Below are 24384 nucleotides of genomic sequence, written 5' to 3'. Positions count from 1 at the left end.
TGTTTTTTCGTCTTTTGAAATCGAGGAATACCGTAGTAGCATACAAGGAGAAAGCCTCGACCAAACTTATAGTTCCTTATTCTATATAACCCCTATTATACTAAGTTATTTGTACGGTACACCTGGTTAATTGTTAAAACAATGCTAAAAGCAGACTTGCTACGCTACATTTAGGTGCGCCTCTTAGGGTCTAATACCAAATTACCCTGAAAAGTCCTTTCTCGTTTTTTCGAGCCGTTGTTGGTGTTATCACCAACAACTTCCAATCAGTTCAGTTTGATGGCAGTTTTGAGAAGCGAGTTGATAAAGGATTATTGGTGATAACACCAACAATGGCACGGGAAAATTCATATCGCATGAGCCTCCTTCTCTTTGCAATTCGGAAAAAGACTTTTAGGGTAATTTGGTATAATTTCAAAAAAAGGCCCTGAATGGCTAGATCAGAAAAGCCCACCTTTATTAAGTGGGCTTTTTTGATACTTACTTTAAGGTATTACAAAACTGGCAATTCACACAGTAAGATTAGCCATTTTGCTGGCCCTGCTCATGGGCGTGCAGAGGTTCGTTGCTTTTGTGTTCATGCGAATGGTGCAAGGCAGCGTCCTCCGCGTGGTGCCTACCGTGGGAGCTTAGGCCATAGGCCGTATACCCGTGATGAGCCGACTTTTCATGGTCTCCTTTGGCTAAATGCTCGGCTGCGGCACGATGGTTGGCTGCGGCTTGTTCAAAATATTCCGCAGCTTTTCTATGGTTTTCTGCACTTTTCTTGTGTTCTTCCGGATGTTCATTTTGCATAGTAATAAAATTTAGGTTAATTATTTTTTCTACTTTGTTTTACCTCTAATTCGCTTGATTTGTTCTATTTATTTGTTATTACAGTGGTTGCCCGCCCAAAAGCTGAAAAAAAAACTAGTAGGGAAAGAAGCCAATATTAAACTTTTTATTTATTCCAAAGGACTAAATAACCGGCTGTTCTTTCAGTAAAAACAGAATATGTTTAACTTAGATAGGGGCCTCTTATTTGTGGCTAACGTAGCTTACGGGAGTAACCAGAATAATCCTTTCCTTTTAAGCCAAACATACACCTGGCACCAATTACTACCCGCCCTACATATGAATTGCTCCGGTTCCAGCCGCCAAACATGCTTCTTTCAAAGACTCATAAAAGGTAGGATGCCCGTGTGACATCCTAGCGATATCCTCTGCTGAGGCTCTGTATTCCATGGCCACGGTCGCCTCACCTATCATATCAGATGCTCTCGGCCCAATCATATGGATGCCGAGAATCTCATCGGTTCCCGGGTCTGCCAATACTTTAATCAGACCATCTGTGTCATTGTTCATCCTAGCCCGGGCGTTGGCTTTGAATGGGAATGTACCGACCTTGTAAGCACGACCGTTTTGCTTCAGTTGCTCTTCCGTATGTCCTACGCTGGCTACTTCAGGCCATGTATACACAATGCCGGGAATCGTCAGGTAATTGATATGCGGCTTTTGCCCGGCTAAGAGCTCCGCAACGAACACCCCTTCCTCTGACGCTTTATGAGCCAGCATTGGGCCCCTAACCACATCTCCGATGGCATAGATATTGGAAACATTGGTACGCAAATTCTCATCTACTACTATTCTCCCTTTTTCAGTAGTAATGCCTGCAGTCTCCAACCCTAAACCTTCTGTATAGGGCTTTCTTCCCACAGCCATCAAGCAATAATCACCTTCCACGGCCACAGTCTTCCCGCCTTTATCTTCGGCACTCACCACTACTGTATCTCCTTTATTTTCGGCAAGTGTCACTTTATGGCCCAGGTGAAACTCGAACCCAAGCTTTCTTAGGGACCTATGCAGCTCTTTGCTCATCGTGCTGTCCATGCTTCCTATAATGGAATCGAGGTACTCAATAACGGTTATTTTAGACCCTAACCTTGCATAAACAGACCCAAGCTCCATTCCGATGACACCACCTCCTATTATAATCAGATGTTTTGGTACTTCCACAAGTGCCAGTGCCTCGGTGGAGGAGATAATTCTGTCTTTATCAAGGGTGATACCTGGTAAGGAGAAAGGCTTTGAACCTGTGGCGAGTATAATATTCTTCGTTTCAACAACGCTTGTGTCGCCATCCTTGCCGCTTACGCTGATAGCGGTTGCACTAAGCAAACTTGCCACACCTTGCATGACCTCTACCTTGTTTTTCTTCATCAGGTAATTTACCCCATCCACCGTGTTCTTCACTACCCCGGCCTTATGCGTAACCATCTGGGTAAAATCTAATTGAAGATTCTCCATAGAAATTCCATGGTCTTTAAACTTCGTTTGGGCATCATGGTACCTTTCAGAACTGTCTAGTAATGCCTTTGAAGGAATACATCCCACATTTAGGCAGGTTCCTCCAAGGGTATCGTATTTTTCAACAAGGGCGGTTTTCATTCCTAGCTGTCCACAACGGATTGCTGCCACATACCCGCCAGGGCCTGACCCGATTATTACCACATCATACTTCATATTTTTATCCATTTGAAGTTAATTTAATATTTATGTGAGGGTTCTTTGTTGCACACCAGGCTTCAAAAGAGTCGCCTGGTCTTGAGGCTGTGACAGTAAGGTTCAGAAGGAAGATGCCTTTGTGTTCCTCTGTCATAAGCTTAACGCATTATAGGTATCGAAACTTAATCCAAACTTTCAAAATATTTCTGAGACTCCTTACTCCACAGCATTCTGCATAAGAGAGAAGTAAACCTCCACCTCAAACTCCATCCCTGGCTCTAATGAAATAACTTCTACTTTTAAATAGTTAAAAATTGCGAACTGTTTATCTACATGTACTACCGGGTTGTCACCTAATCTTAAAGCCGGAATCAAGGAACTATATAAGCCTAATTCATCTTGGTCAATTACATGGAGGCGTAGCAGTGGCAAAGCCTGGCCTTCCTGATGGGAACCAAAAACCAACGATGAGATGTGCAAGGTAGTATGACCATGTTTATCATCCACTTTGAAGGAAGAATTAAGATTGTTAAGCGTAACTGAGTCCATACAAATTTTTCAATTTAACCGGTAAAAAGCCAGGCTTCTAGTTAAGATAACCTTTAAAACTTCATCCGTTGAATTCTTACGGCGTTTAAAATCGCCAGAAAGGCTACCCCCACATCGGCAAACACGGCTTCCCACATAGAGGCTACGCCAAAAGCCCCGAACGCCAGCACCAGGGCCTTCACCCCGAAGGCCAAGGCGATGTTCTGCCACACGATCTGCTTGGTCTTTTTCCCGATATTGATTGCTGTGGCTATTTTAGAGGGATGGTCTGTTTGGATCACCACATCCGCCGTTTCGATGGCTGCGTCCGAGCCAAGCCCACCCATGGCCATGCCTACGTCAGCCAGTGTGATGACAGGCGCGTCGTTGATGCCGTCGCCCACAAAGGCCACCATCCTGCCTTCCGCTTTCAACGCCTCCACCTTGCTTACCTTATCCTGCGGAAGCAATCCTCCGTATGCCTCGTCCAGTTGCAACTCGGCCGCCACCTTCTGAACAATGGAGTCCTTATCCCCGGAGAGCATCACCAGCTTTTTGACGCCCAGCTCCCGCATTCGCCTCACAGCCAGCGGCGCATCCTCCTTCGTCTTGTCGGCAATGGTGATGTAACCAGCATAAGCGCCATCAACTGCAACCAGTACGATCGTCTCCACGATCTCCTTCAGGCTCGGGTCATACAGCACGTTGAACTTCTCCAGCAGCCTGCCGTTACCCACCAGCAGCTCTCTGCCGTCCACGGTGCCTTTCAGCCCATGGCCAGGTATCTCCTCCACCTTGCTTACCGAGTGCCGTTGATAGGCGATGCCTGCCTCTGCCACAATGGCCTTCGCAACAGGGTGCGTGGACACATTCTCTATGGCGGCAACAGCGGACATAAACCATGCTTTATCCTCCAGTAATACCTCTACCCGCTGCACTTTGAAGACACCTTCGGTCAGGGTGCCGGTCTTGTCCATCACCACTGTATCCACCTGCGTCATCAGGTCCAGGAAGTTAGCTCCCTTAAAGAGCAGGCCATTCTGTGAGGCTGCCCCGATACCACCGAAGTAGCCGAGCGGAATAGAAATCACCAGCGCGCACGGGCAGGAGATCACCAGGAAGACCAACGCCCGGTAGAGCCATACATTGAAGTCATAGGCATCTACAACAAAGTAGGGAATGAAGGTGAGCCCCACGGCCAGGAAGAACACAATGGGCGTGTATACTTTGGCTAACCTGGTAATGAGCTGCTGCGTCTTGGCCTTGCGGCTGCCGGCCTCTTCCACCAGCTTTAGGATTTTAGATAAGGCACTGTTTTCGTAGGCAGAGGTCACCTTCAGTTGAACCACACGGTCCAGGTTGATCATTCCTGCCAACACAGTTTCACCCTGCTTTTTGGTATCAGGTTTCGACTCGCCTGTGAGCGCTGCTGTGTTGAAGGAGGACCTGTCAGAAAGCAGTTCACCATCCAGCGCCACCTTTTCACCTGCCTTCACCTGCACCACATCGCCAACCCGCACTTCTTTTGCTTTCACGGTGATTACGCCTTTATCCGTTACCAGTCCCACTTCGTCGGGCCTGTTATCAATCAGCGCCTTGATGGAGCGCCGTGACCGCAGCACAGCGGCCTCCTGAAAATGCTCCCCAATCACGTAGAAGAGCATCACGGCCACGCCCTCGGCGTACTCGCCGATGTAGAAGGCTCCCAGCGTGGCAATGCTCATCAGAAAGAATTCATTGAAGAAGCTACTTCTCAAACTCTTAACAGCGTGCCACACCACGCGCCAGCCCACCAGCACATAGGCAATGCCAAACACAATTAGCCGCACATAGCCCGTGAACCAGGGGGTGTCCAAGTAGTCGAGCAGGATGCCAGCCAGCAACAGGAAAAGGCTGATGGCCGTGGGTATGTAAGAGGACTTTGCCTCTTCCGCTGCCTCCCCGTGCTCCTCGGCTCCTGGCCGTTTGGTTTTACCATCTATGGAGCAGCAACTATCGCCTACATTCGGTCCTGGGGCCTCTGCTGTTCTGGGAGAAGTGATCTCCAAGGGCTTGAAGTCCTCTTCTATATTCTTGCTTTTATTCTGTTTCTTATTCATGATTCATGGATTAATAGTCAGCATTAACTCTTATAAATCTATTTTAAGTGGGGTGCTCATGCAGCTTATTCTATTGGGGCTGCTCTTTTTGGCGTATGGCATAATCATTTTCTGAAGTTTTTATTGCCGACCACAACTCTTAGGATGAACGCTACTATCAGCAGTCCAACTACTACCCAGATTAGGCACTGCTCTGATTCTTGGAACGAGAAGCTCCTTTTCAACATCAGGACAGCTTTATCCAGCCAGGACATCTCCTGGTGTTGCGCCTCAATACTGCCTATGAAAAGCATTAGGGGAAACAAGTCTTCCTGGGTTGCTTTTTGCCTATACATGCCTGGCAACGCTCATGCCTATTAAATTGGAATACCCCCATTTCCAACTAAGCGCTATTGTTTCTACCTGTGCGCAGGCTGCTACGCATTCAAGTGGCGCACCGGTCACAAACACCTTTTACCAACATGTTCACCTCATAAAGGCGAAATCTGTTGGGAAGCTGTACACTAGTCAAGTTTGCCTTTGGAAGGCAGTAGGTTTCTTTGCAGGCGTTGCAGTTAAATGCACATACAGGTCCTCCATCGCGCAAGTGCAGTCCTCCTGACACAAGGCGTACTTGGTTGGTTCCGCTCCGTCGATAACCTGTTGCATCAGCCCTTTTTCCTCGAAGGTTTTAAGCGTGCGATACAAAGTGACACAGTCCGCTTGCTCAAAATCTACTTCCATTTCGCTCAGGCTAACGGCGGCCGATTCCTTTCTCTTGCAGGATACAGTCTAAGTTTTGCAGCATGGCTTAACGTTTAATGATGACCACCTTCTTCCTCAGAGTTTCGCATTCTGGATAGCAGCGAATAAGCACCTTTAGTCACAAAGTTTGTGTTAGCGGTATCGACGCCGGCAGGGAGCGCCACCTGCACAAAGCCGCCTTCGGCCGCGCCGCTCTCCACCGGTACCATCCGGAACCGCTTCATCACTGCATCGCCTTCTTTCTCTTCGCCCATGTAAAGGAAGATAAAGTCATTTCCGGCATCTTGCACCACGGCGGCTTCCGGCAGCGCCAGCACCTGCTGCCCGCCCAGCGATACCTGTGCCTGCACATACATACCGGGTACCAATTCTTTGTCTTCCTCCTTTAAGTGCGCGTGTACCTGCACGGTGCGCTCCTCGCTGATCTCCCTGCCGATAAGGTAAATAGTGGCCTCATGCTCCGCCCCGCTCTCACCCGGCAAAGCGAAACGCACCTGCTGCCCCTTTTTCAGGGCCGCCACGTCTTTCTCAAACACCGTCAGCTCCACGTGCAGGTGGTCCGTATCTGCTATCCTGAACAGCACATCCGTCGGGTTCACATACTGGCCGACATTGGCATTAATGTAGGTGACATACCCGTCTATGGGAGCAAAGATGGGCAGGATGCGGCTGATTTTCCCTTCCCGCAAGGAAGCGGGGTTAACTCCGATGATCCGCAGCCTTTCAGCCAAGCCCTCCACCTGCGACCTGACAGACCTGAACTCGGCAGTTACCTGCTGGAAAGTCTTGGCTGCGGTAACCTGTTCCTCGGACAGTTCCTTTTGCCGCTCATACTCCAGCTCCAGGAAATCTAGGCGGCTTCTGGCTTCCAGGTAATCCTGCTGCAGTGTTACAAAATCAGCGTTTTCAATCCTTACAATCAACTGTCCTTTTTTTACGCGCATACCTTCGAGCAGTTCCGTGTTTTTGACAAAACCACCCAGTGGGGCACTTACAGAGGCCATGTTCTGCGGCGGTACGTCCAGCTCGCCTGTCACAGTGAGCGTATTGCTCAGGTTGCGCATTTCGGGCTTGCCGAGCGTAATGCCTGCCACACGGTACTGCTGCTCGGTCAGCTCTGCCATATTCGGGTTTTCCTCTTCGCCGTGGCCTGCTTCCTGTTCTGCTCCCTGTGCCGGAGCAGATTCCTCCTTGCACGAGGAGAAAAGCATAATTCCTGCGAGAAAAAACATGTTTATATTCAAAATCCTTTTCATAATGGATAAATTCAGCTTTAAGTTTTATTGTTGATTTTCTATCAGGAAATTTAGCTCGATAACAGCTTTATCATACTCGTAAAGCGTATCCAGGTAATTGGTCTTGATAGCCAAGGCCCTGTTCAGGCTTAGGAGGTAGTCTTGGTAAGTGATTTCCCCCACTTGATAGGCTCGGGAGGCATGGTTGATAATGAGTTCCGCCTGTGGCAGGGCGGTCTGCTCATAGTAGTTCAGACTGCCCTGTAATTTCAGGACCTGCTGTCGGGCAGCTACCAGATTACCTTCCAGCTGATTTTGGCTGCTTTGCAGGTTTTTCTGGGCGAGCTGCTCATGCAGCCTGGCTGCCTGTATCCGGCTGGTTTGCGGCTTTGCCCAAATAGGGATTCCCACTCCTACAGACACCCCCGTGAAGCGGTCTCCTGCCGAGAAGGTTCTTTCCACGCCGTTGACATTTTGCGTGCCAATAATGGATTGGTTGAAGTAGCCTAGGCGGATGTCGGGCAAGAGCCTGGCGCGTTCCACCCCGGTCTCAGCTTGCCGTAACGCTACCTGCTGGCGAGCTAGCGCCAGCTGTGGGTTCTGTTCCAGGGCATCCGAAGACACAACAGGTAAAGGCAGGCGTGCCAATGCCGTGTCGGCTGTGGTTACGGAACTGTCAGTGACCAGCAGCACCTGTAGCTGTTTTTGGAGCACGGCCTGGTCGGCAAGCGACTGGCGAATGTTGTTCTGTACTTCTGATTGCTGCGCCTGGGCTGTTACCTGTTCCAGTAGGTTGGTTTCCCCTGTTCTCAGACGCACTTCGGCGGCTCTCAGAAACTGTGCGTACAGGCTGTCCTGATAACTTAGCAGGTCTATTTTAGAACGCACATACACCAGGCCGTAGTAACCGAGCCGCACATCCCGGACAAGCTCCCTGGCCCGCAGGCCAAATGAAAACTTACTTTCCTGTACCTGCTCTTTTAAAAGCTTAGCCTGTCTGGCATATACCGTTGGAAAAGCCAGCGATTGGGAAATGGAAATGTTATTGTCTTTCTCAAGGGTGTTCGACTGCCCGTAGGTAACGTCCACGTCTGTCTTGCCTATGTCCCAGGCAGCACCCCTAAGCTTTTCATTTCGTTGTATATTGATTCTGGCAGCCTCTAACCCCGGGTTCTGGCTTAACGCCCGATCAACGGCGCTTTGTACCGTGTAAACTTGTGTGGCCTGCCCTTGTGCAAGTGCTTTGGAGGTAGGCAGGAATGAAAGACCTACTGCCGATGTGGTAGCGATGAGGGCAACAGCCGAAGCGGAAAGCCCGCGTCCGGATGAATTACCCTTCTGCATTCTTTTTAGCAAATAGCCCTCTATTAAAATGTAAAGCACAGGAAGCACCACCAACGTGAGCATCGTAGAGGTAATCAGGCCACCAATTACAACCGTTGCGAGCGGTTTTTGTACCTCGGCTCCGGCTGTATTAGAAAGTGCCATCGGCAAAAAGCCCAGCGAGGCCACTGTGGCCGTCATCAGTACCGGGCGCAGTCGCAAGGAGGTGCCGTTAAGTATAACTTCTCTTAGGCTCAGGCTACTGTTCTCTTTTCGCTGCCTGTTAAACTCAGCAATCAGCACAATCCCATTCAGTACCGCTACGCCAAACAAGGCGATAAAGCCCACCCCGGCGGAAATACTGAAAGGCATGCCCCGGATCCAGAGCGCCAGTACGCCGCCTATTGCCGAGAGCGGAATAGCTGTAAAGATAAGGAGCGAGTGCCGGACAGATCCGAAGGTGAAAAACAGCAGCAAAAAGATCAGCGCCAGTGCGGCCGGAACAGCCACCGATAAGCGCTTGTTTGCCTCCTGCAGGTTCTCGAACTGCCCACCATAGGTTACAAAATACCCGGTCGGGAGCTGTACCTGCTGGTCGATTTTCTGCTGCACTTCTTCTACCACGCTGGCAATATCACGGCCACGTACGTTAAAGCCTACGATGATGCGGCGCTTGGCATCCTCGCGCTGAATCTGATTTGGGCCCTGCTGAAACGCTATATCGGCTACCTGTTGCAAAGGTACCTGCTCGCCTGTGGGAGTGGTTACGAAAAGCTGCCGTACTGCTTCAATGCTTTGGCGGTTCTCCTGGGCAAGCCGCACCACGAGGTCAAATCGCCTGTCGCCCTCGTACACCAGCCCGGCGCTTTGCCCGGCAAAGGCGGCGTTGATGGCCTGGTTGATTGTCTCCACATCCATTCCGAACCTGGCTACCTGGTCGCGTTTGATGGAAACGACAATCTGAGGCAAGCCTGAAACTTGTTCTAAGTATAAATCCTCCGCTCCATCCACAGTCGAAACAATTCCGCCTACCTCCTGCGACAACCTGGTCAGCTGCTGCAAATCTTCGCCAAATATTTTAATACCTACATCCTGACGCACCCCTGAAATCAGTTCGTTGGAGCGCAGCTGGATGGGCTGCGACACCCCGAACGTAACGCCGGGAATAGCCTCCAGCGCCTCTGTCATTTTATTTGCCAACTCTTCGCGTGTTTCAGCACTGGTCCATTCGTCCTTGTCTTTCAGGGTTATGGTTACGTCGGCAGACTCCATCGGCATCGGGTCTGTCGGGATTTCTGCTGCCCCGACTTTGCTTATCACCTCCTTTACCTCCGGAAACTGCTCTTTTAGCATCCGGGAAGCCAAGGTTACTTTCTCTACTGTTTCTGAAAGGGAGCTTCCGGTCAGCAGCCTGGTTTCCAGGGCAAAATCACCTTCCTCAAGCGTAGGTATAAACTCGCTGCCCATTCTCGAAAACATAAACAGACTCAACGCAAATAAACCCACTGCTACTGCCAGCACCGATGCCTTGAACCGTAGGGCACCGTGTATGATGGGAGTATAAATTCGTTGAAAGAAATCCATCATACGGTCGGAGATAGTACGTTTGTGGGTAATGTTTTTACTCAGCAGCAGCGCCGACATCATCGGCACATACGTGAGCGAGAGAATGAAAGCACCCAGAATGGCAAAGGACACCGTAAGCGCCATCGGACGGAACATTTTGCCTTCGATACCCACTAACACAAGAATCGGCAGGTACACAATCAATATGATAATTTCCCCGAAGGCAGCTGCTGAACGGATCTTCCGGGCAGAGTCATAAACTTCCGCATCCATTTGCTTTTGCGTGAGCCGCCCTTTGCCACGCAGCCCCAGGTGGTGCATGGTGGCTTCTACTATGATTACGGCTCCATCCACTATAAGGCCAAAGTCAATAGCCCCGAGGCTCATCAGGTTGCCCGTTACGCCAAACAGGTTCATCAGGATGATGGCAAAGAGCATAGCCAGCGGAATAACAGAGGCCACTACCAGCCCTGCCCGCCAATTGCCCAGGAAGAGCACCAGCACGAAAATAACAATAAGGGCACCTTCTATCAGGTTCTTTTCCACAGTGCCGATGGCGCGGCCTATCAGCTCGCTTCGGTCCAGAAAGGCTTCCACTTCCACGCCTTCAGGCAATGATTTTCTAATCTGGTCTAGCCGCTCTTTTACCCGCTCCACTACCTGATTGGTGTTCTCGCCTTTGAGAAGCATCACAATGCCGCCTACTGCCTCTCCGGAAGAGGTGGTAAGCGCGCCGTAACGGTTAGCGCTGCCGAACTGCACACTGGCGATGTCGTTGATAAGTACAGGCGTACCGTTGGTGGTGTTGCTGACCACTACCTTGCCTATTTCCTCCAGGCTGCCGATAAGTCCTTCGCTGCGGATGAAGTAGGCGTTGGGTTTCTTGTCGATATAAGCACCGCCCGTATTCTGGTTGTTGCGCTCCAGTGCGTCCAGTACATCGCTTATACTTAGGTTATAGCTGCGGAGCCGGGCGGGCTCTATAGCCACTTCATATTGTTTCAGAAAGCCGCCGAAGCTGTTTACCTCCGCCACGCCGGGAGTACCCAGCAGCTGCCGCCTGATAATCCAGTCCTGTATGGTGCGCAGCTCCATCGCGTCATACTGCTTTTCATAGCCAGGTTTGGGATGCACAACATACTGGTAAATCTCTCCCAGGCCCGTGGAAATAGGCGACATTTCGGGACTGCCTATTTCTGTTGGTATGATGTTTTTGGCCTCCACCAGACGTTCGCTCACCTGTTGGCGCGCCCAATAGATATCCACATTGTCATCAAACACCACGGTTACCACTGATAGCCCGAAGCGGGAGATAGAGCGCACTTCCTCTATGTCAGCGATGGTGGACATGGTCTGCTCCACCGGAAAGCTGATAAGTCGCTCTACTTCCTGTGCGGCCAGCGATGGGCTGGTGGTGATGACCTGTACCTGGTTGTTGGTGATGTCAGGCACGGCATCGATGGGCAGCTGCGTAACAGAATAGCTACCCCAGATAACAAGCGCAAGGGTAAAAATGCCGATGATGAGCTTGTTGTAAATTGAAAAATGGATAATGCGGTCAAGCATAATGAAAGTCTTTAAATCAAAATTCAGAAATTCTCCTGCCAGCCGAAACCGATACCTGTAAACAGCCATTAAGCTGAATGTAGGCAAAGCCGTAAAGCTTCCTTAAAGGAGCTTCACAGAGCAGGCAAAAATAAATTTGATTTAAAGCCTTGGCGGTTGCCAGATAGAAAAAGAAGGCTTGGATACACCAGCTACCTGGTGAACTGGTGTTGGGATGGTTACTTTGATAGCTGCGGTACTTGCTTTTTGTGAAATTGTCTGCAAAGCGAAACCGGCGCAGCAATTACAGGTACACAGCGGGGAGCATAAATCCGCAGCCGGGGAATGGTCCTCGGAATCCGTGTTTGGGTTGATGGTGGTTTGTGCAAGCGTGCCTACCCTTGGCGCTGCATCAGCACAAGGAACACATGATATCACTATCATGAAAACGCTCAGAAGAATAGCATTCCATTTCATCCTTTGCAAAACTAATACAAATTAAATGCAATTCAATAATATTTTTTTAAAAAGCTAAACGTTTTAAATCATATTTTGATATAAAAGAACTTGTTTAGAGTTTTAAATCAGACCTTGTTACGTGTTTTTAAAGTCAAGAAGTAAGGAAAAGGCTAAATAATTGGTGGTGATAACACCACCAATGGCGGCAGCTATAACCTTTTTATGAAAACTCTAAACAAGTTCAAAGAGAAACCAAGCTAATTCAAGCTTCCTTGCTTAACTCCTCTTGTTAAAGAGGTTTGTTTAACAGTTATAAAAAATTTATGCTTCTGGGATTCTTTAACCCAATCCTGAATCCAATTGACTATTTAAGCCACTGATATTCCATCGTGCATTACTGTCCTACCCCTAAGCCCAGAAATATTTTTTCAATATCATCTATAACCTTTCTTTGTTTTAAGCAGTTGAAAGCAAGTATTCTAAACCGGAGGAATATTGACTTGTTGTTCTATTTAAAAGGACCAGGATATGAATATTTGAATATGAACCTCCTGAATGCGGCCCGCATAACCGCTATGAGCCACCCGAATTTCTACATCAGCCAGTGGGCCTAACTACCCGCCGTCTTTCCCGGTTAAGGCTACTCTTGCATGCCCCGCCTCCGGGCAGCCAGGGCAGCCTTAATAATATTCCGGGAGTTCCATTGGTACTAATGGCCAGCAATATCTCCCGGCCGACCTAGACCCTCCATGAACCGGGAGAAAACAAATTCGGAACCGTAACCATTGCCGGTACAGGTAAGATGGCTGGCATCAGAAATAGCAATGGCCGCCAAAGGCGGTCGGTTTTCGCGAAACCTACCGGTTAGCTCTTCGGCAAAGTGCATGGCATCGCAATGCGAACCGCCGTTGCCGCAGAATATAATTTTATTCCCGGCCTGTAAGGTCCGGCTAAAAATCTCCGCCGCTCGGGCAATATCATGGATATTCTTTTCTTCGTCTAAAAAAATAACTTTGTATTTTTTGAGGAGCCTCGAATTTCTTCCTGAAAATTGAATTCATGGTATTTATAAATGCACTTCCTGTTCCTGATAACCCGCTGTCTCCAATTGTATGGTGGTGTGGCTTATTTTGAAAGGCTCTTTTACCTGGTTATTGATGGCTTTTAGCAAATCATTGGGTTTAACTGCCTCCTGCATCACGATGTGCGCACTCATGGCATTTACGCCAGAGGTTAAAGCCCAAACATGCAGGTCATGCACACTTACTACACCCGGCATTTGCCCTATTTTTTCCCGTAGCGTAGCCAAGTTCACATCGGCCGGGGTACCTTCCAGCAAAATGCTGACAGCATCTTTTAGCAGAATCCAGGTGCGCGGCAGAATAAATAAGCCAATCCCCGCCGATAGAATTGGATCGGCATAGTACCAGCCGGTCGTCCACATAATAATACCGGCTATAATTACCCCAATGGAAGTCAGCATATCCGATAAAACTTCGAAGTAAGCCCCTTTCATATTTAAACTCTCGGTGGAGCTTTTGCGCAGAATATACATACCAATTAAGTTTACGACCAAACCAATTCCGGCAATTACCAGCATGAATTTACTTTCTACTTCGGGCGGGTTTTTAAACCGGAGATATGCTTCGTATAAAATATAGAGGGATATACAAATTAAGATAACGGCATTGGCCAGGGCTGCTAATATTTCAGCGCGGTAATAGCCAAAGGTTTTTTCCGGAGTGGCTTTTCTTTCGGCCAAGTTAATCGCAATAAGGGCAAAGGCCAACCCACCCACATCCGTGAGCATGTGCCCGGCGTCAGCTAACAAGGCCAGGCTCTTGGTCCAGATGCCGCCCACTACTTCGGCAACTAAATATAATAAGGTAAAGCCCAGTACTAGTTGCAGTTTCTTTTTATTCTGGCTGCCGGGCGAAACGGTGTGGCCTTGTGACATTCTAGTTAATGTTTAGAGGATTGATATTCTTAATACGAAATATAGATGCCATAGCTTTCATCAGCGAGGAGATCTTTCCACTCGCTAATCAGATTATGGCAGGCAATACCGTGCCGGATGCTGCGGTTAATATCATACAAACCTAATCGGTTTAAGCACCCAGCATCTTCGCGCAAGGCATAATCCAATCTACTTAGTCTATTAAGCTGTACCAGGTAAAACCTACGAGGGGAATACCGTCTTGTTTCAGGCGGTAGGCGCTGGCCAATTGCCGCCGGAGCCAATCTGCCGAACCGGGTTTCCTTAGGTTGGTTTCGGTATGCATGACAGGCAGCCGGTAGCGGCTGAAATATTGATGAGAAATCACGTAATATCCGAATATTTCTCCGGAGGCGCTGGTGGTGTGGTCTTCATGCACCATGTGTTCATACATAATAATCATTACCTATAATGCACTTGACTTTAACGTTCTGGTTGGCAAACCAAGCGTATTCCCCCTCAGTCATTCCATTCTGAAGCAGGTATTTATATATGGTTACATATGGTTACATTAACTGGGTACCCATAGGTTTGAATTCAGGGATATAAGCGTTTCTAATTTAAAATTCTGCCTAAGGCTTTCTGGCGAGAGAACACTCCGTTGACTCACTCTGGATGAAGGTCGCATGGGCTGTACTTCCAGAATGGTCGCCATGGCCAACACATCGCTCCCTATTCATTTCTGTACGGTTTAAATGTCCGCCTTCAGCGGCAAACAAGTAGAAGTTGTCCGCCAATGCCGGAACTGCCGCCGACCCTAGAACACCTTGCCTACAACCGCATCCCAAAATATTTAGTAATAAAACATAAGTAGCCAACCCTATCAGTTCTAAACTGTAAGCTTGGCTACTTTGAAATATAAGCTTAGCGCTGGGTAATTTATTCGTGGTGGCTATGACATGCCTCGGCGCATTCCAAGCAAGCCTGGGCACATCGCTGACAATGGTCATCCTGGTGCTGGGCGCACTCTCCTCCACACTTGCGGCAGATTTCTTCGCATAATACCAGATACTGATGCCCTATAGCTGAGCCACTTTGTAAAAGCGCAATAGCATGTCGGCAGGAATCGGCGCAGTCCCGGTCTAGTTTTGCACAATTGGCCATCTTCCCGCCCTCGGAAAGGCAATGCGTGAAGCACATTTCGCAGGTGCTGGCACATGTTAATAATTTTTCGATAAGCTGCTGATGATCGTTGTTTTCCATAATTTTTTAAGTTATTCGGTTTACAATTACTTAATATCTACGCACTGATCTCTGTTAAGTTCCTTAACAAACACAGAGGCAATTCAGTAGTGGACTAAATAGAAAACAGAGTCAAGGACAGAAGGTACAGACACTTCCTGTGCATATTAAAAGCCACCTGTTACTTTAGGCTACACGGTATAGGAAAGGACTTGTAATAGGAAACAGGACTATGATACGCCTTGTTATACTACCATAGTAAAAGATATTATAGTGGTAAGATAAATGCAGATTTTCAATATAATAGTTTTAACACATTAAGAATATAATATATCAAGCAAATTTCATTTTAAACAATGATGCCTTTAATTGCCCCTATGATACACATCAAACACCCAGAGGCTAAGTGTAATGCTTCACAAGAAAGCTTCGTTACTTCTGCTCCGGTAGAAGAGAGGCGCTTTCATGAGCTATTTTTTACAATTGGAAATGCAACTATAATTTACCACAATAGGGCAAAGGACTTTGAGCCTTATGAAGCGGATTATTTGGAATGGCTGGGAGGACTGCCTGAAAAGGTTAGGGCAGGGATGGAGGAAAAAGGTTTTAAAGAATGCAGGAGCATCTTATCCTTTACCCGCTACGTGATGGAGAAAAATGATATAGGACAAGAAGAATTCGTCCGAAACCTGGTTGGTAAGGCAATTTATGATGAATATTTACAAATCTGCATGAAATAAACTTAAAATAACTTCCTGATTTTTCTAAGCCTAGTTTTAAGTTTTCGGCGTATAAGTTTTTTATAACTTTTGTCTAACTTCTTAAAAACTGATGAAATGAGGAATTACTGTCTTTTCCTAGCCCTTATTCTCTTATTTTCTTGCAGTGAGGATAAAGAGATAAATCCCGACGGCAGCACCTACAAAGTAGTTATTGAACAGTCCGGGGATTATACCAATTACAATAAATCGTTGATTGCAGTTACTCCTGATATGGACGGTCAAACGTTGAAGTTCAACAGCGTTGAGAAAAACCAAACAACGGATAACTATTTAGAAAACGCTGATTTAGCAGGTTCAAAAATCACATTGGTTTCTCAGAAACCTTCCAAAGAAATTGAATTTAATTTTATCGTTAGTCCTATCCTCTTGGCCCCCGCTACTGCCGGGCCGATGGCAATAAAATTCACTTTCTATAAAGACGGAAAGTCTATTGGTGAAAAGTCTTTTCAATACATAGGTAATTTTGATGTGAAACAGGAAAGCTTAAAATTCAAATAAACACCCTACCCACTTATCGCTCTACCCCTCCCCTACCCTGGTGTAACACTTTAGTGGCAGTACCCTGACTGTGGGCCCTCTCCGGCTTTTCTAAAATACTGACGGCATTTTTAATATCAATAACAGAGCCTTCTTCTTTTAAGCCGGGAACTGTAGCCGAAGCATCGAGCGCGTTATTGACGTGCGCTTTGTTCACCCCTCCGACAAAAGGGACTTTGGAAACGAATTTTGCCACGTCTTGCAACCGCTCCCCTTCCGTCACTTTCCCATGGGCTTTCAACTCCAAGCTTACAATGGCTGAAGCTTTAATAAAAAGCTCTTTTGCTTCCGTGTGGTTCTTCGGCTGGCCACTCTGTAGTTGTTGCGCTCGCGAAGGTGCCTTTAGAGCAGGAATATCCTTACCGGCGGAAACATATTTCACATGGTCCAAGGCCTTTGTGAACCGCTCGGCATCCTGATAAAGATAATGGTCTGGTTTCACCCCTCCCTCTAGGATGGCTTTACTGACAGTGCGCAAGTCCCTGTCGTGAGTTTTCAGATTTTTAGGTTCTTCCACAATGTTTTTCACCTGCTGCTTTACCGCAATATCCCACCGGTCAGCTATCCGGCCACCGGTCACCTCCAACTCCCGCAGGGCTTCTATACGCTTCATAGCAGCCGATGGCTCCGGTGTTTTGGAAGCACCTTCTGTCCTGGCTCTCTCAGCTTCGATTCCGGGCAATGGAGTAGTGATTTCATTCAGAAAAGCTTTTAGCGGAGCTAAGTTTTTAGATGCTTCCTGGGGAGCGTATGGTTTTACAATTGCAAAATTCCTGGCATCGTTATATTTAGCCGGGTCTGCCCGGCTAAAGTCAATATTATAACCTGCTTCTCTTCCTAATTGGGTAAAGGCAGCTTGCAAAGTTCTACCGTTACCCTCCCGAAAAGCATGTACATGGTTGTACTGGTCTAAATAATAGGCAGCACGGTCAATAAACTTCTCCGGCTCTAATCCATTTAAATTGTTTTCTTGCTGGAGCTGCTTGCTGATAGTCTCCAGCCGCGTTTCTATCTCCTTGAAAGGTGCGTATCTCATTTCCTGCGGAATATGGTTGACCTCCGTTTCTTTAACACCCTGGAACCCTCCCCTTTCGGCCCTGCTTTCCCCTGCCCACGGATAAACGCTTTGGAAAAGCTGTTTATGTATTTTCTGTAAATGTTCCAAGTTAAAATTACCGGGTATCCCTCCTCTCTCTTTTAATATAGCAGCATTGAAACCGGCGACATCATTTTCAATTTTGGCCAGCAAACTTTTATTCTGAATACCAATATGGTTTATCAGGGTACCATTCTCGTAGGTAAATCCATCGTTCTGCGCCATTTTTACAATTGTAAAAATTAACTTACATTTTCATTATTGCCATTCTGCCTTTCATCAAATAGCCCTGGCATATTTTGAGTATATAATTCTGTATTCTCTGGCTTACTTTGGATGCTTGGTTTTAGTGGCGACCGGTCATTCTAATATTTTTCATCAGCACCGGGTTCCTCTGGTACAAAAGTGGCCGTTCCTACTGAACCGGCCAATGTCATGCTTTCCTGTTCAAGATTGAAATTATCCAACCCATGATGTTTTAGCAACATGGCCAACGCCTGCTCCAAAGAGCACTCCCCATCCACGTATTTTTGCATGAATGCTATGGCTTCTTCGCTTGGCATCGGGCCATTGCTCATAACAAGTGCAAATCCGTGATTTGCGATGCTTTCACGCTCTGCTCTCTTTGCCAGTTCCTCAATGCTTAATCCTGCGGGGGCAGGCTTGAAAAAGGTGCCTCCGGGTTTCCAATTGCTATTTTCCATACTTTGTTTTTCACTCAATCTTCTATACAATATACGCAAAAATGGCCAAAAAAGCCAGGATAAACAGGGGGGGGAAAGTGCTGCTACTCCTCTCCGGGAACCAGCGTGTTAGGATACATTTCTACTGTTTCTTTTACCTCATCGCGCACTTTTTGGTAATTCGCCTGAACTATTATTCTCTGCGCCTCCTGGGAATCGGTTTCACCTTCGTCTGCAAAGAGCGCGAACGGTTCCAGTTCATGTATTTCCGTTTGTGCATCGCTGCGGTCTATCCGCCCTTGGAAAAAGGTAGATTCTGTTTCAACAGTCTGACCGATGAATTCTCCCTGCTCTAACCCAACGGCATCTTGGACACGGACCAAACTGCGTTCCTGAAGACTTACGCTTTGATTCTGGCTCCGGTTCCGGTGGCCAGCACCGCCGGTGCTGCTGCCACTGCTTGTTGATACCATTGACTTATCTTCCCGACCGACGATTTTAGAAATGAGTTCAGCAGTCTCCATGTTGTTTACTTTCCCGATAAACCAATTATTGAGGTTACTAATCATTACCTGCATTTTATCCCGTCCGTATGAATCAACCATCTGACTCAAATCCTGGCTCATGTAAATAGTAGCTATTTTATTACTCCTGGCCGTCGCGGGGATTACCTCCAGTCCAGGCACGTAGATAGTCGCTGCCTCATCCAGAAAAACATAGCTTGGGTGCTTCCGCTGCTGGTTCATCAGTTTGAGCGCCACGGTTATTATACAGCTGATAACCGGTGAAAAGGTATCTTTTAGGGTGGGGTCATTACCGATACACAATAACTTAGGATTGTTCGGGTCATTCAGGTTTAACGAGAATCCTTCTCCCCTACTTTCATCCGGGGTAAGCACCCAGACAATTTCCGGGCTGTTTATGCGGCTTAGGATAATTTGCAAGGTGGCCACGACCCCGGCAATTTGTTTCTCGGCCTTCTGTTCTACTGCGGTGATGAGGCTTCGGACCATATCCCCGCATTCAATGTCTGTATCCAGCATTGATAAAACGTACCTAAAATCCTTATACAGGGCCGTTGCAACTACATGGGGAATGGTGCAGTATGCTGGAAAGTTCTTGCGGTAAAACCAAATGATGCCCGTTAAATAAGCAATTGCGGACGTACTGAAAAACTCTCCTGGATTCTTAATGGTATTTGTATTCAGGTTATTGATTATCGCCCGGCTGTATTCTTCGGCAAAGGCAACTACGGGCATTTCCTCTGGCCTTAAGGGGTTAAGTCGCTCCGTGCGTGATAAATCCCGGAAATTGATGACATGGAGTTGTACACTGGGCTCAGGTTCGCCTTTGGCTTCCGCTTTTTCGGCAGCAAGGGTTAAGGCACGCTGCGCGACTTCTGTTAGCACAGGGAATTTAAAATCATAAATCAAGCCTGCCCAGTTTTTACCGGCAAATTGCTCAATTACCGGTTCCCCAATACTGAATGACTTCCCCGCTCCTGCACCCCCTAACACCAGATTCCCCCGAAAAGCGTTTGGCACGTTTATATATCCTCCGTCCATGGTGGGCAAGCTGAAACCGTTTTCCGAATTCAGCTTCTTTCGTTCAGTGGTTAATCCGAATTCTGGCCGTTTGCTGCGGGCGATAACCAAACCGGCGACGAAGGTGCAGAGAATTCCTAATAGGCTGGCCATGGGGTAGCCGTACAGAATAAAACTTGGAGAAAACTTTGCAATTGTTAAAAGCACATAGCCACTTATCAGGAAAAATCCACCGCAAAGCAGGAAAATAACCGTTCTGCTTTTTCCAGGTATCGGTTTAAGTTTGGGCTGCCCTAATTTCCTTTCCGGGGCTCTCTGGATGAAAAGCAACGCAAGCGAAGCAGCCAAAAGGGAAAGCCGGAAGTAAATCCCGGCTTTACTGTATATGCTATCTGCTTTCAAGAGAAGCCTTCTCCTAATGCCACTTCCGGAACTTCCCAATTTACCACCTGTCCCCTCTACGGTACTGGTGCTGTCTAAACCTGCCACCTCAATGACGGATTCAGTATTCTTACCTGACCCTGTCCTCATACGGTCGGCTTGCCGCCTCCTCAGCTCCATCTGCCGGGCAATTCTCTTTTGTTGTGGCGTGAGTTCGGGATTTGCTTTCACCCAGGCACGTGCCTGGTGTATTTCTGTTTGATGGAGTAAAACATAATAATCCCCAAAAGCTATTGCCAAAACCACTAATCCAATAACCAAGGCTAGGTTTTGACTCTTACCCGGTGTAGGTACCTGCATAATTATCCCTTCTTAAAATAAAATATGACTCCTATTGCCTACCCTAGGCAGTCTAGAACAAAGTCGCCTCTGCTCCGGAAATGTTTCTTTAAAAGTTGTCTCGTTATTTTAACTGGTATCACCTACCCTTTTCCCACTTTATGCGTGAATATTTTACAATTGCAAAATGTAACAGACATAGCGGCTCTAGTCAATTTCAATTTCCCCATTCTTATGTCTTTTCCGTTCTCCTATTTCTTCCGTTTTAGTATCCTTACCTGCGCCTGAGTTCACTGCTCGCTGGAAGGCGTGCAGCAAGTTTCTGACCGGTGCCTTGCTTGCCGTGGGTTGCTCTCTTCCCGTCTGCAGTAGATAATATGCATTATCAATTGGCTTTCCCTGTTGCGCCTTCGTTTCAATCCTTTTCAAGGAGCGGTAAAAAGTTTTGTCAAAATTTCTGCTAACGGCGATTTCCTTTACGCGTTCGCCATCAAGCCTCTGGCTTCTGGGCACATTTCTATTAATGTCTTCTACCCGCTCCCCTATACGTATGGACCTGGTGATATCCCTGCTTGCATCGCGTTGCTTGACCTTTATTTTCTCTTTCTCTTTAGCCGTATATCTGAATTGATGCTCAAACTGCTGCCCTGACTTCCGCTGCCAGTCTATCAGGTCAAACCTGCTTTTGCGCCCATTGGGGTTCAAGGTTATTTTCTGGTTCCTGTCCCGCGCACTGACAATTATATGCACATGGGTCTGCAAGCCTGGGCGCTTATCGCCCACCTTTGCCTCTCCAGCCAATACTTCATTATCTGTTCCCCGGTAGCTCCGGTCTTGGTGGATAGTAGCAGCCCATACTAGGTCTTTGGAGGCAAGGCGCTCGTCCCCTTTCAGGTTAAAATTTTGGGCGTATAGCTCCATGACCTGCCGGGTATAGGCTTTCAATAGTTGTTCATCATTTTTGATGTGCGTGAGCTCATCTGCACTGGGACTTATGATAAGGGAATAGAATTTAGAATCTTTCGCAGTAAGTCCTTTCACATTGGAGTCAATATCCTGTTGTACCCGTTCAGGCTTTAAACCATCGCTGTCCTGATTAAAAAAAATCCCTAAATCCTCTCTCTCCCTCTTTGCTTCATGAACCAAATAGTTGAGCGTTTGCAGACTGCTGCCATTATTGTCATAGGCTGCAAGACCGTGCGATTTAGGGTTTATCAGTTTTATATACATGACATTCTCCTGTTAGGTATCTGCTTTCGGTTGCTCCGATTTCTTCTTTTTACCAGGTGCAATCTCTTTCGTTGAATCAAATATTAGCTTAAGTTGATTGGTAATAGCACCCTCGTTCTGTTCTCTCAAGGCTTTAAGTTTACTTTTTCCGTTTCTCAACTCTTCATCTTTATACGTGCTCAACACAATCTCCTCCATGCGTAAAACACGGTCAATAGTTACCCTTGAACGTATCAATTCTTCTAACATCACCGATAATAATCCTCTTTCTTGCTCTTGCATATAACCAAATATCCGGTCGCCTAAACGTTTAATATCCTGCATTATCAAAGCACCTTCCCTTGCCTCAATTTCAACTGGATTCAATCCTCTTGTACCGAAATAATTTACGGCAGCATCTAGGTAATCAATCGCAGACAAGCCCAGGCGTTTAGCTTCTTTGGCTAATAAATGATGTGTCACTGCATTAAGGCGTGCACTGGTAGTGCTTGTTTTTTCGAGTTTGCTCATACTATTGAAAATCCCAGTATCTCTACTATACATCTACAAAATATTACTGATTACTAAGCACTTATGTTTCATTCTCTACATTTTTAAGCTCTGCTTAAAAATAAGTGTTTATAAATCAATGCCTTAGCATTGCATTTATAATGCTCTTCTTGCTAAAAGAAAAAACTACCACGCATCGGACTTAGGTTCTTAATAATTAGTTGTTTAGTGAGGTGAACTTGGAAGTGATGGTTACCAAATATTAATGTATTGCAGGTCTTACCACTACTCACTAAACACTTTAATTATTTTATAATATTATAAGATTATAAAATGTATCCTTAATAAAATTAGTAGTTAGAGGATAAGTTATAACAATATAAAATTATATTGTTATAACTTATCCTCTAAAATTGACTGGACTATTATTATAATATTATAGTTTAATATTTTTACATTCTTATAGTAGTATAATTTTATAAAAACATATTTGTATAAGACAATAAAACAATAATGTTATTGTTGCATTCGCCTATATTAGTATAAAAATATAATAATTGTGTTTTATATTATTATAAGATTATTGTATAATAGAAATATAATATTATAAGTTTGCAATGTTATTTTTTTATAATATTATGTGTTTATAAAACAATAACATTATAAAGTTATTTAAATATAATTTTACGCTTTGATAAAGCTATAAACCTATATAATTATAACTTTGTAAAAAGAAGCTAAGTGATTTAGAAAAAAGTTAGTTATGAAAATTATAAGTTTTGCGACCCAAAAAGGAGGGTCAGGTAAATCCACGTTGACCCTAGTCCTGGCAGCAGCGTTGGCAGTAGACTATAAACTTAAAGTGGCGGTTCTGGACTGTGACTACCAGCAAAGCATTGTTAAAACCCGTGTTCAGATAGATGAGGAAAGTTTGCAATTGCTAAAAGAGTCCAACCCGGATGCGACATACCCCTTTGATATTTTTTCAATTGACTTAAATGGAATTTTTGATTTTGTGGATAATCCGGACAATGATTACGACTTAGTATTCATTGATGTACCGGGCCGGGCCGATGGCGATGATGTTTTTAATGCGCTTACTGCCTGTGATGCGGTCATAGTTCCACTAGTTGCTGATTATCTGGATAGGGCAAGTACGGCTGAATTCATGCACATCCTGCAAACGATTAAAACAGAGGCGGATAAGGCGGAAATACCTTTTGAGTATTTTGGCATTTCCACTAAGCGCTCAAACAATAAGGAGGAACAGGAAATGGATGATTATGTAGATGCTTTGGGATTAGCACGTTTTAAATCCTCCCTTAGCTACCGGGCAGCTTACAAGCGCGCATCTACTCTGTACAGCCTGACAACACCCGCTTATCTGCGCTATGTAGGTGGAGATAAAAATGTCTCCGAAGAAATACATGCGGTCTGCAATGAATTAATTGAACGCATGGAATTACCCGTAAAATCTGTAACAGAATAGGAAAATGGCAGAACAAGAAAATAACGGCAATAGCCAAAGCGAGAAAAAAGAGGTTAAAAAGCAAGGTGCGCCAAAATTCGGGAAAGCACGCATCGTGGTTCCCCAAGCTTCACGCGAAGCAGCCCGTTCAAACATGGCCGGGGAGGCGATGGTAAAAAGCATGAAGACGGAAACGGCTCCAGTTGCTGAACCGGATACACCGGCATTGGAAATTACGCCATTAGTTGACATGGGTGCCAAGGGTGAGAGTAGGGGGGAAGAGCGGGCTGAAAATAATTCAGCCCGTGAGCCGGTGGATGCCGGGAAGTCTGCCTCTCCCGCTCCAGAAGGAAAGAAAGCTCGCGCCGCTGCAAGGAAAGCAGCCCCAAGTGCTGAAAATCAGCCAGAGGAAACCAAGAATGTCAGGCTGCTGAGTTCTCTATGGTTGGACGCAAAATTCAACCTGGTGCAGTTGAATGGAAGTGGTGGCCCATCCAATCTGACAGATTATGCTGAAGAGGCATTCAGATTGTATGAAAAACACCTTCTTAAAACAGGTAAGATCAACAGATCTCGAACAGATAAATAATCTGCGGTTATAAGTAGTTACCAAACCTGCACTTTTATCCAATTAATGCCCTTATTCTATAACTTAATTAAGTTAAAGCTAGGTT

21 protein-coding genes are annotated in these 24384 nt (G+C 46.4%); 4 read left to right on the top strand and 17 right to left on the bottom strand.

Translation table 11 applies throughout. The annotated features are described in order from the left end of the window. Positions 1-522: 522 nt before the first annotated feature. The 12 genes from FHS90_RS18520 to FHS90_RS18470 form a co-directional block, all read right to left on the bottom strand. Positions 523-795, bottom strand: coding sequence for a hypothetical protein (locus FHS90_RS18520; RefSeq protein WP_074987958.1), 273 nt, complete (start codon positions 793-795; stop codon positions 523-525). Positions 796-1107: 312 nt separating this feature from the next. Further along, the gene (gene lpdA, locus FHS90_RS18515; RefSeq protein WP_066834030.1) at positions 1108-2502 is read right to left on the bottom strand and encodes a dihydrolipoyl dehydrogenase; all 1395 of its coding nucleotides are present in this window, start codon (positions 2500-2502) and stop codon (positions 1108-1110) included. Between the two features lie 198 nt (positions 2503-2700). After that, positions 2701-3033, bottom strand: coding sequence for a hypothetical protein (locus tag FHS90_RS18510; RefSeq protein WP_066833891.1), 333 nt, complete (start codon positions 3031-3033; stop codon positions 2701-2703). Between the two features lie 53 nt (positions 3034-3086). Next, positions 3087-5111: a heavy metal translocating P-type ATPase gene (locus FHS90_RS18505; RefSeq protein WP_066833894.1), complete on the bottom strand. Its 2025-nt coding sequence runs from the start codon at positions 5109-5111 to the stop codon at positions 3087-3089. A gap of 507 nt (positions 5112-5618) precedes the next feature. Continuing rightward, positions 5619-5834 (bottom strand): helix-turn-helix domain-containing protein, encoded by a 216-nt coding sequence (locus FHS90_RS22510; RefSeq protein WP_066833901.1) that lies wholly within the window; start codon positions 5832-5834, stop codon positions 5619-5621. Positions 5835-5908: 74 nt separating this feature from the next. Next, the gene (locus tag FHS90_RS18495; RefSeq protein WP_161947724.1) at positions 5909-7087 is read right to left on the bottom strand and encodes an efflux RND transporter periplasmic adaptor subunit; all 1179 of its coding nucleotides are present in this window, start codon (positions 7085-7087) and stop codon (positions 5909-5911) included. Positions 7088-7135: 48 nt separating this feature from the next. Then, positions 7136-11545, bottom strand: coding sequence for a CusA/CzcA family heavy metal efflux RND transporter (locus FHS90_RS18490; protein WP_066833908.1), 4410 nt, complete (start codon positions 11543-11545; stop codon positions 7136-7138). A 141-nt stretch (positions 11546-11686) separates the two neighbouring features. Further along, positions 11687-12001: a DUF6660 family protein gene (locus tag FHS90_RS22910; protein ID WP_377047742.1), complete on the bottom strand. Its 315-nt coding sequence runs from the start codon at positions 11999-12001 to the stop codon at positions 11687-11689. A 691-nt stretch (positions 12002-12692) separates the two neighbouring features. Beyond that, positions 12693-12941 (bottom strand): SIS domain-containing protein, encoded by a 249-nt coding sequence (locus tag FHS90_RS22905; protein WP_425502099.1) that lies wholly within the window; start codon positions 12939-12941, stop codon positions 12693-12695. A gap of 108 nt (positions 12942-13049) precedes the next feature. Then, positions 13050-13940: a cation diffusion facilitator family transporter gene (locus tag FHS90_RS18480; RefSeq protein WP_066833910.1), complete on the bottom strand. Its 891-nt coding sequence runs from the start codon at positions 13938-13940 to the stop codon at positions 13050-13052. Between the two features lie 193 nt (positions 13941-14133). Beyond that, a complete protein-coding gene (locus tag FHS90_RS18475) occupies positions 14134-14382 on the bottom strand; it encodes a hypothetical protein (RefSeq protein ID WP_066833912.1) in 249 nt (82 codons plus the stop codon). 476 nt (positions 14383-14858) lie between these two features. After that, complete coding sequence (locus FHS90_RS18470; protein WP_074987959.1) at positions 14859-15182, bottom strand: four-helix bundle copper-binding protein; 324 nt, start codon at positions 15180-15182, stop codon at positions 14859-14861. A gap of 356 nt (positions 15183-15538) precedes the next feature. Between FHS90_RS18470 and FHS90_RS18465 the strand changes: the two genes are divergently transcribed. After that, positions 15539-15901, top strand: a complete 363-nt coding sequence (locus FHS90_RS18465) for a hypothetical protein (protein ID WP_153042670.1) — start codon at positions 15539-15541, stop codon at positions 15899-15901. 69 nt (positions 15902-15970) lie between these two features. Further along, positions 15971-16441, top strand: coding sequence for a beta-barrel fold lipoprotein (locus FHS90_RS18460; protein ID WP_153042671.1), 471 nt, complete (start codon positions 15971-15973; stop codon positions 16439-16441). Positions 16442-16454: 13 nt separating this feature from the next. Here the strand turns inward: FHS90_RS18460 and FHS90_RS18455 are convergent, their stop codons facing one another. The 5 genes from FHS90_RS18455 to FHS90_RS18435 all read right to left on the bottom strand — a co-directional run bounded on the left by FHS90_RS18455 (position 16455) and on the right by FHS90_RS18435 (position 22263). Beyond that, positions 16455-17801, bottom strand: a complete 1347-nt coding sequence (locus FHS90_RS18455; protein WP_066833919.1) for a Fic/DOC family protein — start codon at positions 17799-17801, stop codon at positions 16455-16457. Between the two features lie 140 nt (positions 17802-17941). Then, positions 17942-18298 carry an antitoxin VbhA family protein gene (locus FHS90_RS18450; RefSeq protein WP_153042672.1) on the bottom strand — a complete coding sequence of 119 codons (357 nt, stop codon included), beginning with the start codon at positions 18296-18298 and terminating at the stop codon, positions 17942-17944. A 65-nt stretch (positions 18299-18363) separates the two neighbouring features. Further along, the gene (locus FHS90_RS18445; protein WP_066833926.1) at positions 18364-20544 is read right to left on the bottom strand and encodes a TraM recognition domain-containing protein; all 2181 of its coding nucleotides are present in this window, start codon (positions 20542-20544) and stop codon (positions 18364-18366) included. A gap of 186 nt (positions 20545-20730) precedes the next feature. Beyond that, positions 20731-21753: a DUF5712 family protein gene (locus FHS90_RS18440; protein ID WP_182514130.1), complete on the bottom strand. Its 1023-nt coding sequence runs from the start codon at positions 21751-21753 to the stop codon at positions 20731-20733. 12 nt (positions 21754-21765) lie between these two features. Continuing rightward, entirely contained in the window at positions 21766-22263 is a 498-nt protein-coding gene (locus tag FHS90_RS18435; protein WP_153042673.1) for a BfmA/BtgA family mobilization protein, read from the bottom strand. 742 nt (positions 22264-23005) lie between these two features. On the opposite strand from FHS90_RS18435, the gene FHS90_RS18430 reads away from it, so the two are divergent. Continuing rightward, positions 23006-23731 carry a ParA family protein gene (locus FHS90_RS18430; RefSeq protein WP_066833933.1) on the top strand — a complete coding sequence of 242 codons (726 nt, stop codon included), beginning with the start codon at positions 23006-23008 and terminating at the stop codon, positions 23729-23731. Positions 23732-23735: 4 nt separating this feature from the next. Then, positions 23736-24299, top strand: coding sequence for a hypothetical protein (locus tag FHS90_RS18425; RefSeq protein ID WP_066833935.1), 564 nt, complete (start codon positions 23736-23738; stop codon positions 24297-24299). The last annotated feature ends 85 nt before the right edge of the window (positions 24300-24384 follow it).

Origin of the sequence: Rufibacter ruber, assembly GCF_014138425.1 — a bacterium.
GTDB lineage: Bacteria > Bacteroidota > Bacteroidia > Cytophagales > Hymenobacteraceae > Nibribacter > Nibribacter ruber_C.
Note: the sequence above shows the minus strand (reverse complement) of the source record. Positions and strands in the feature narration are given on the sequence as shown.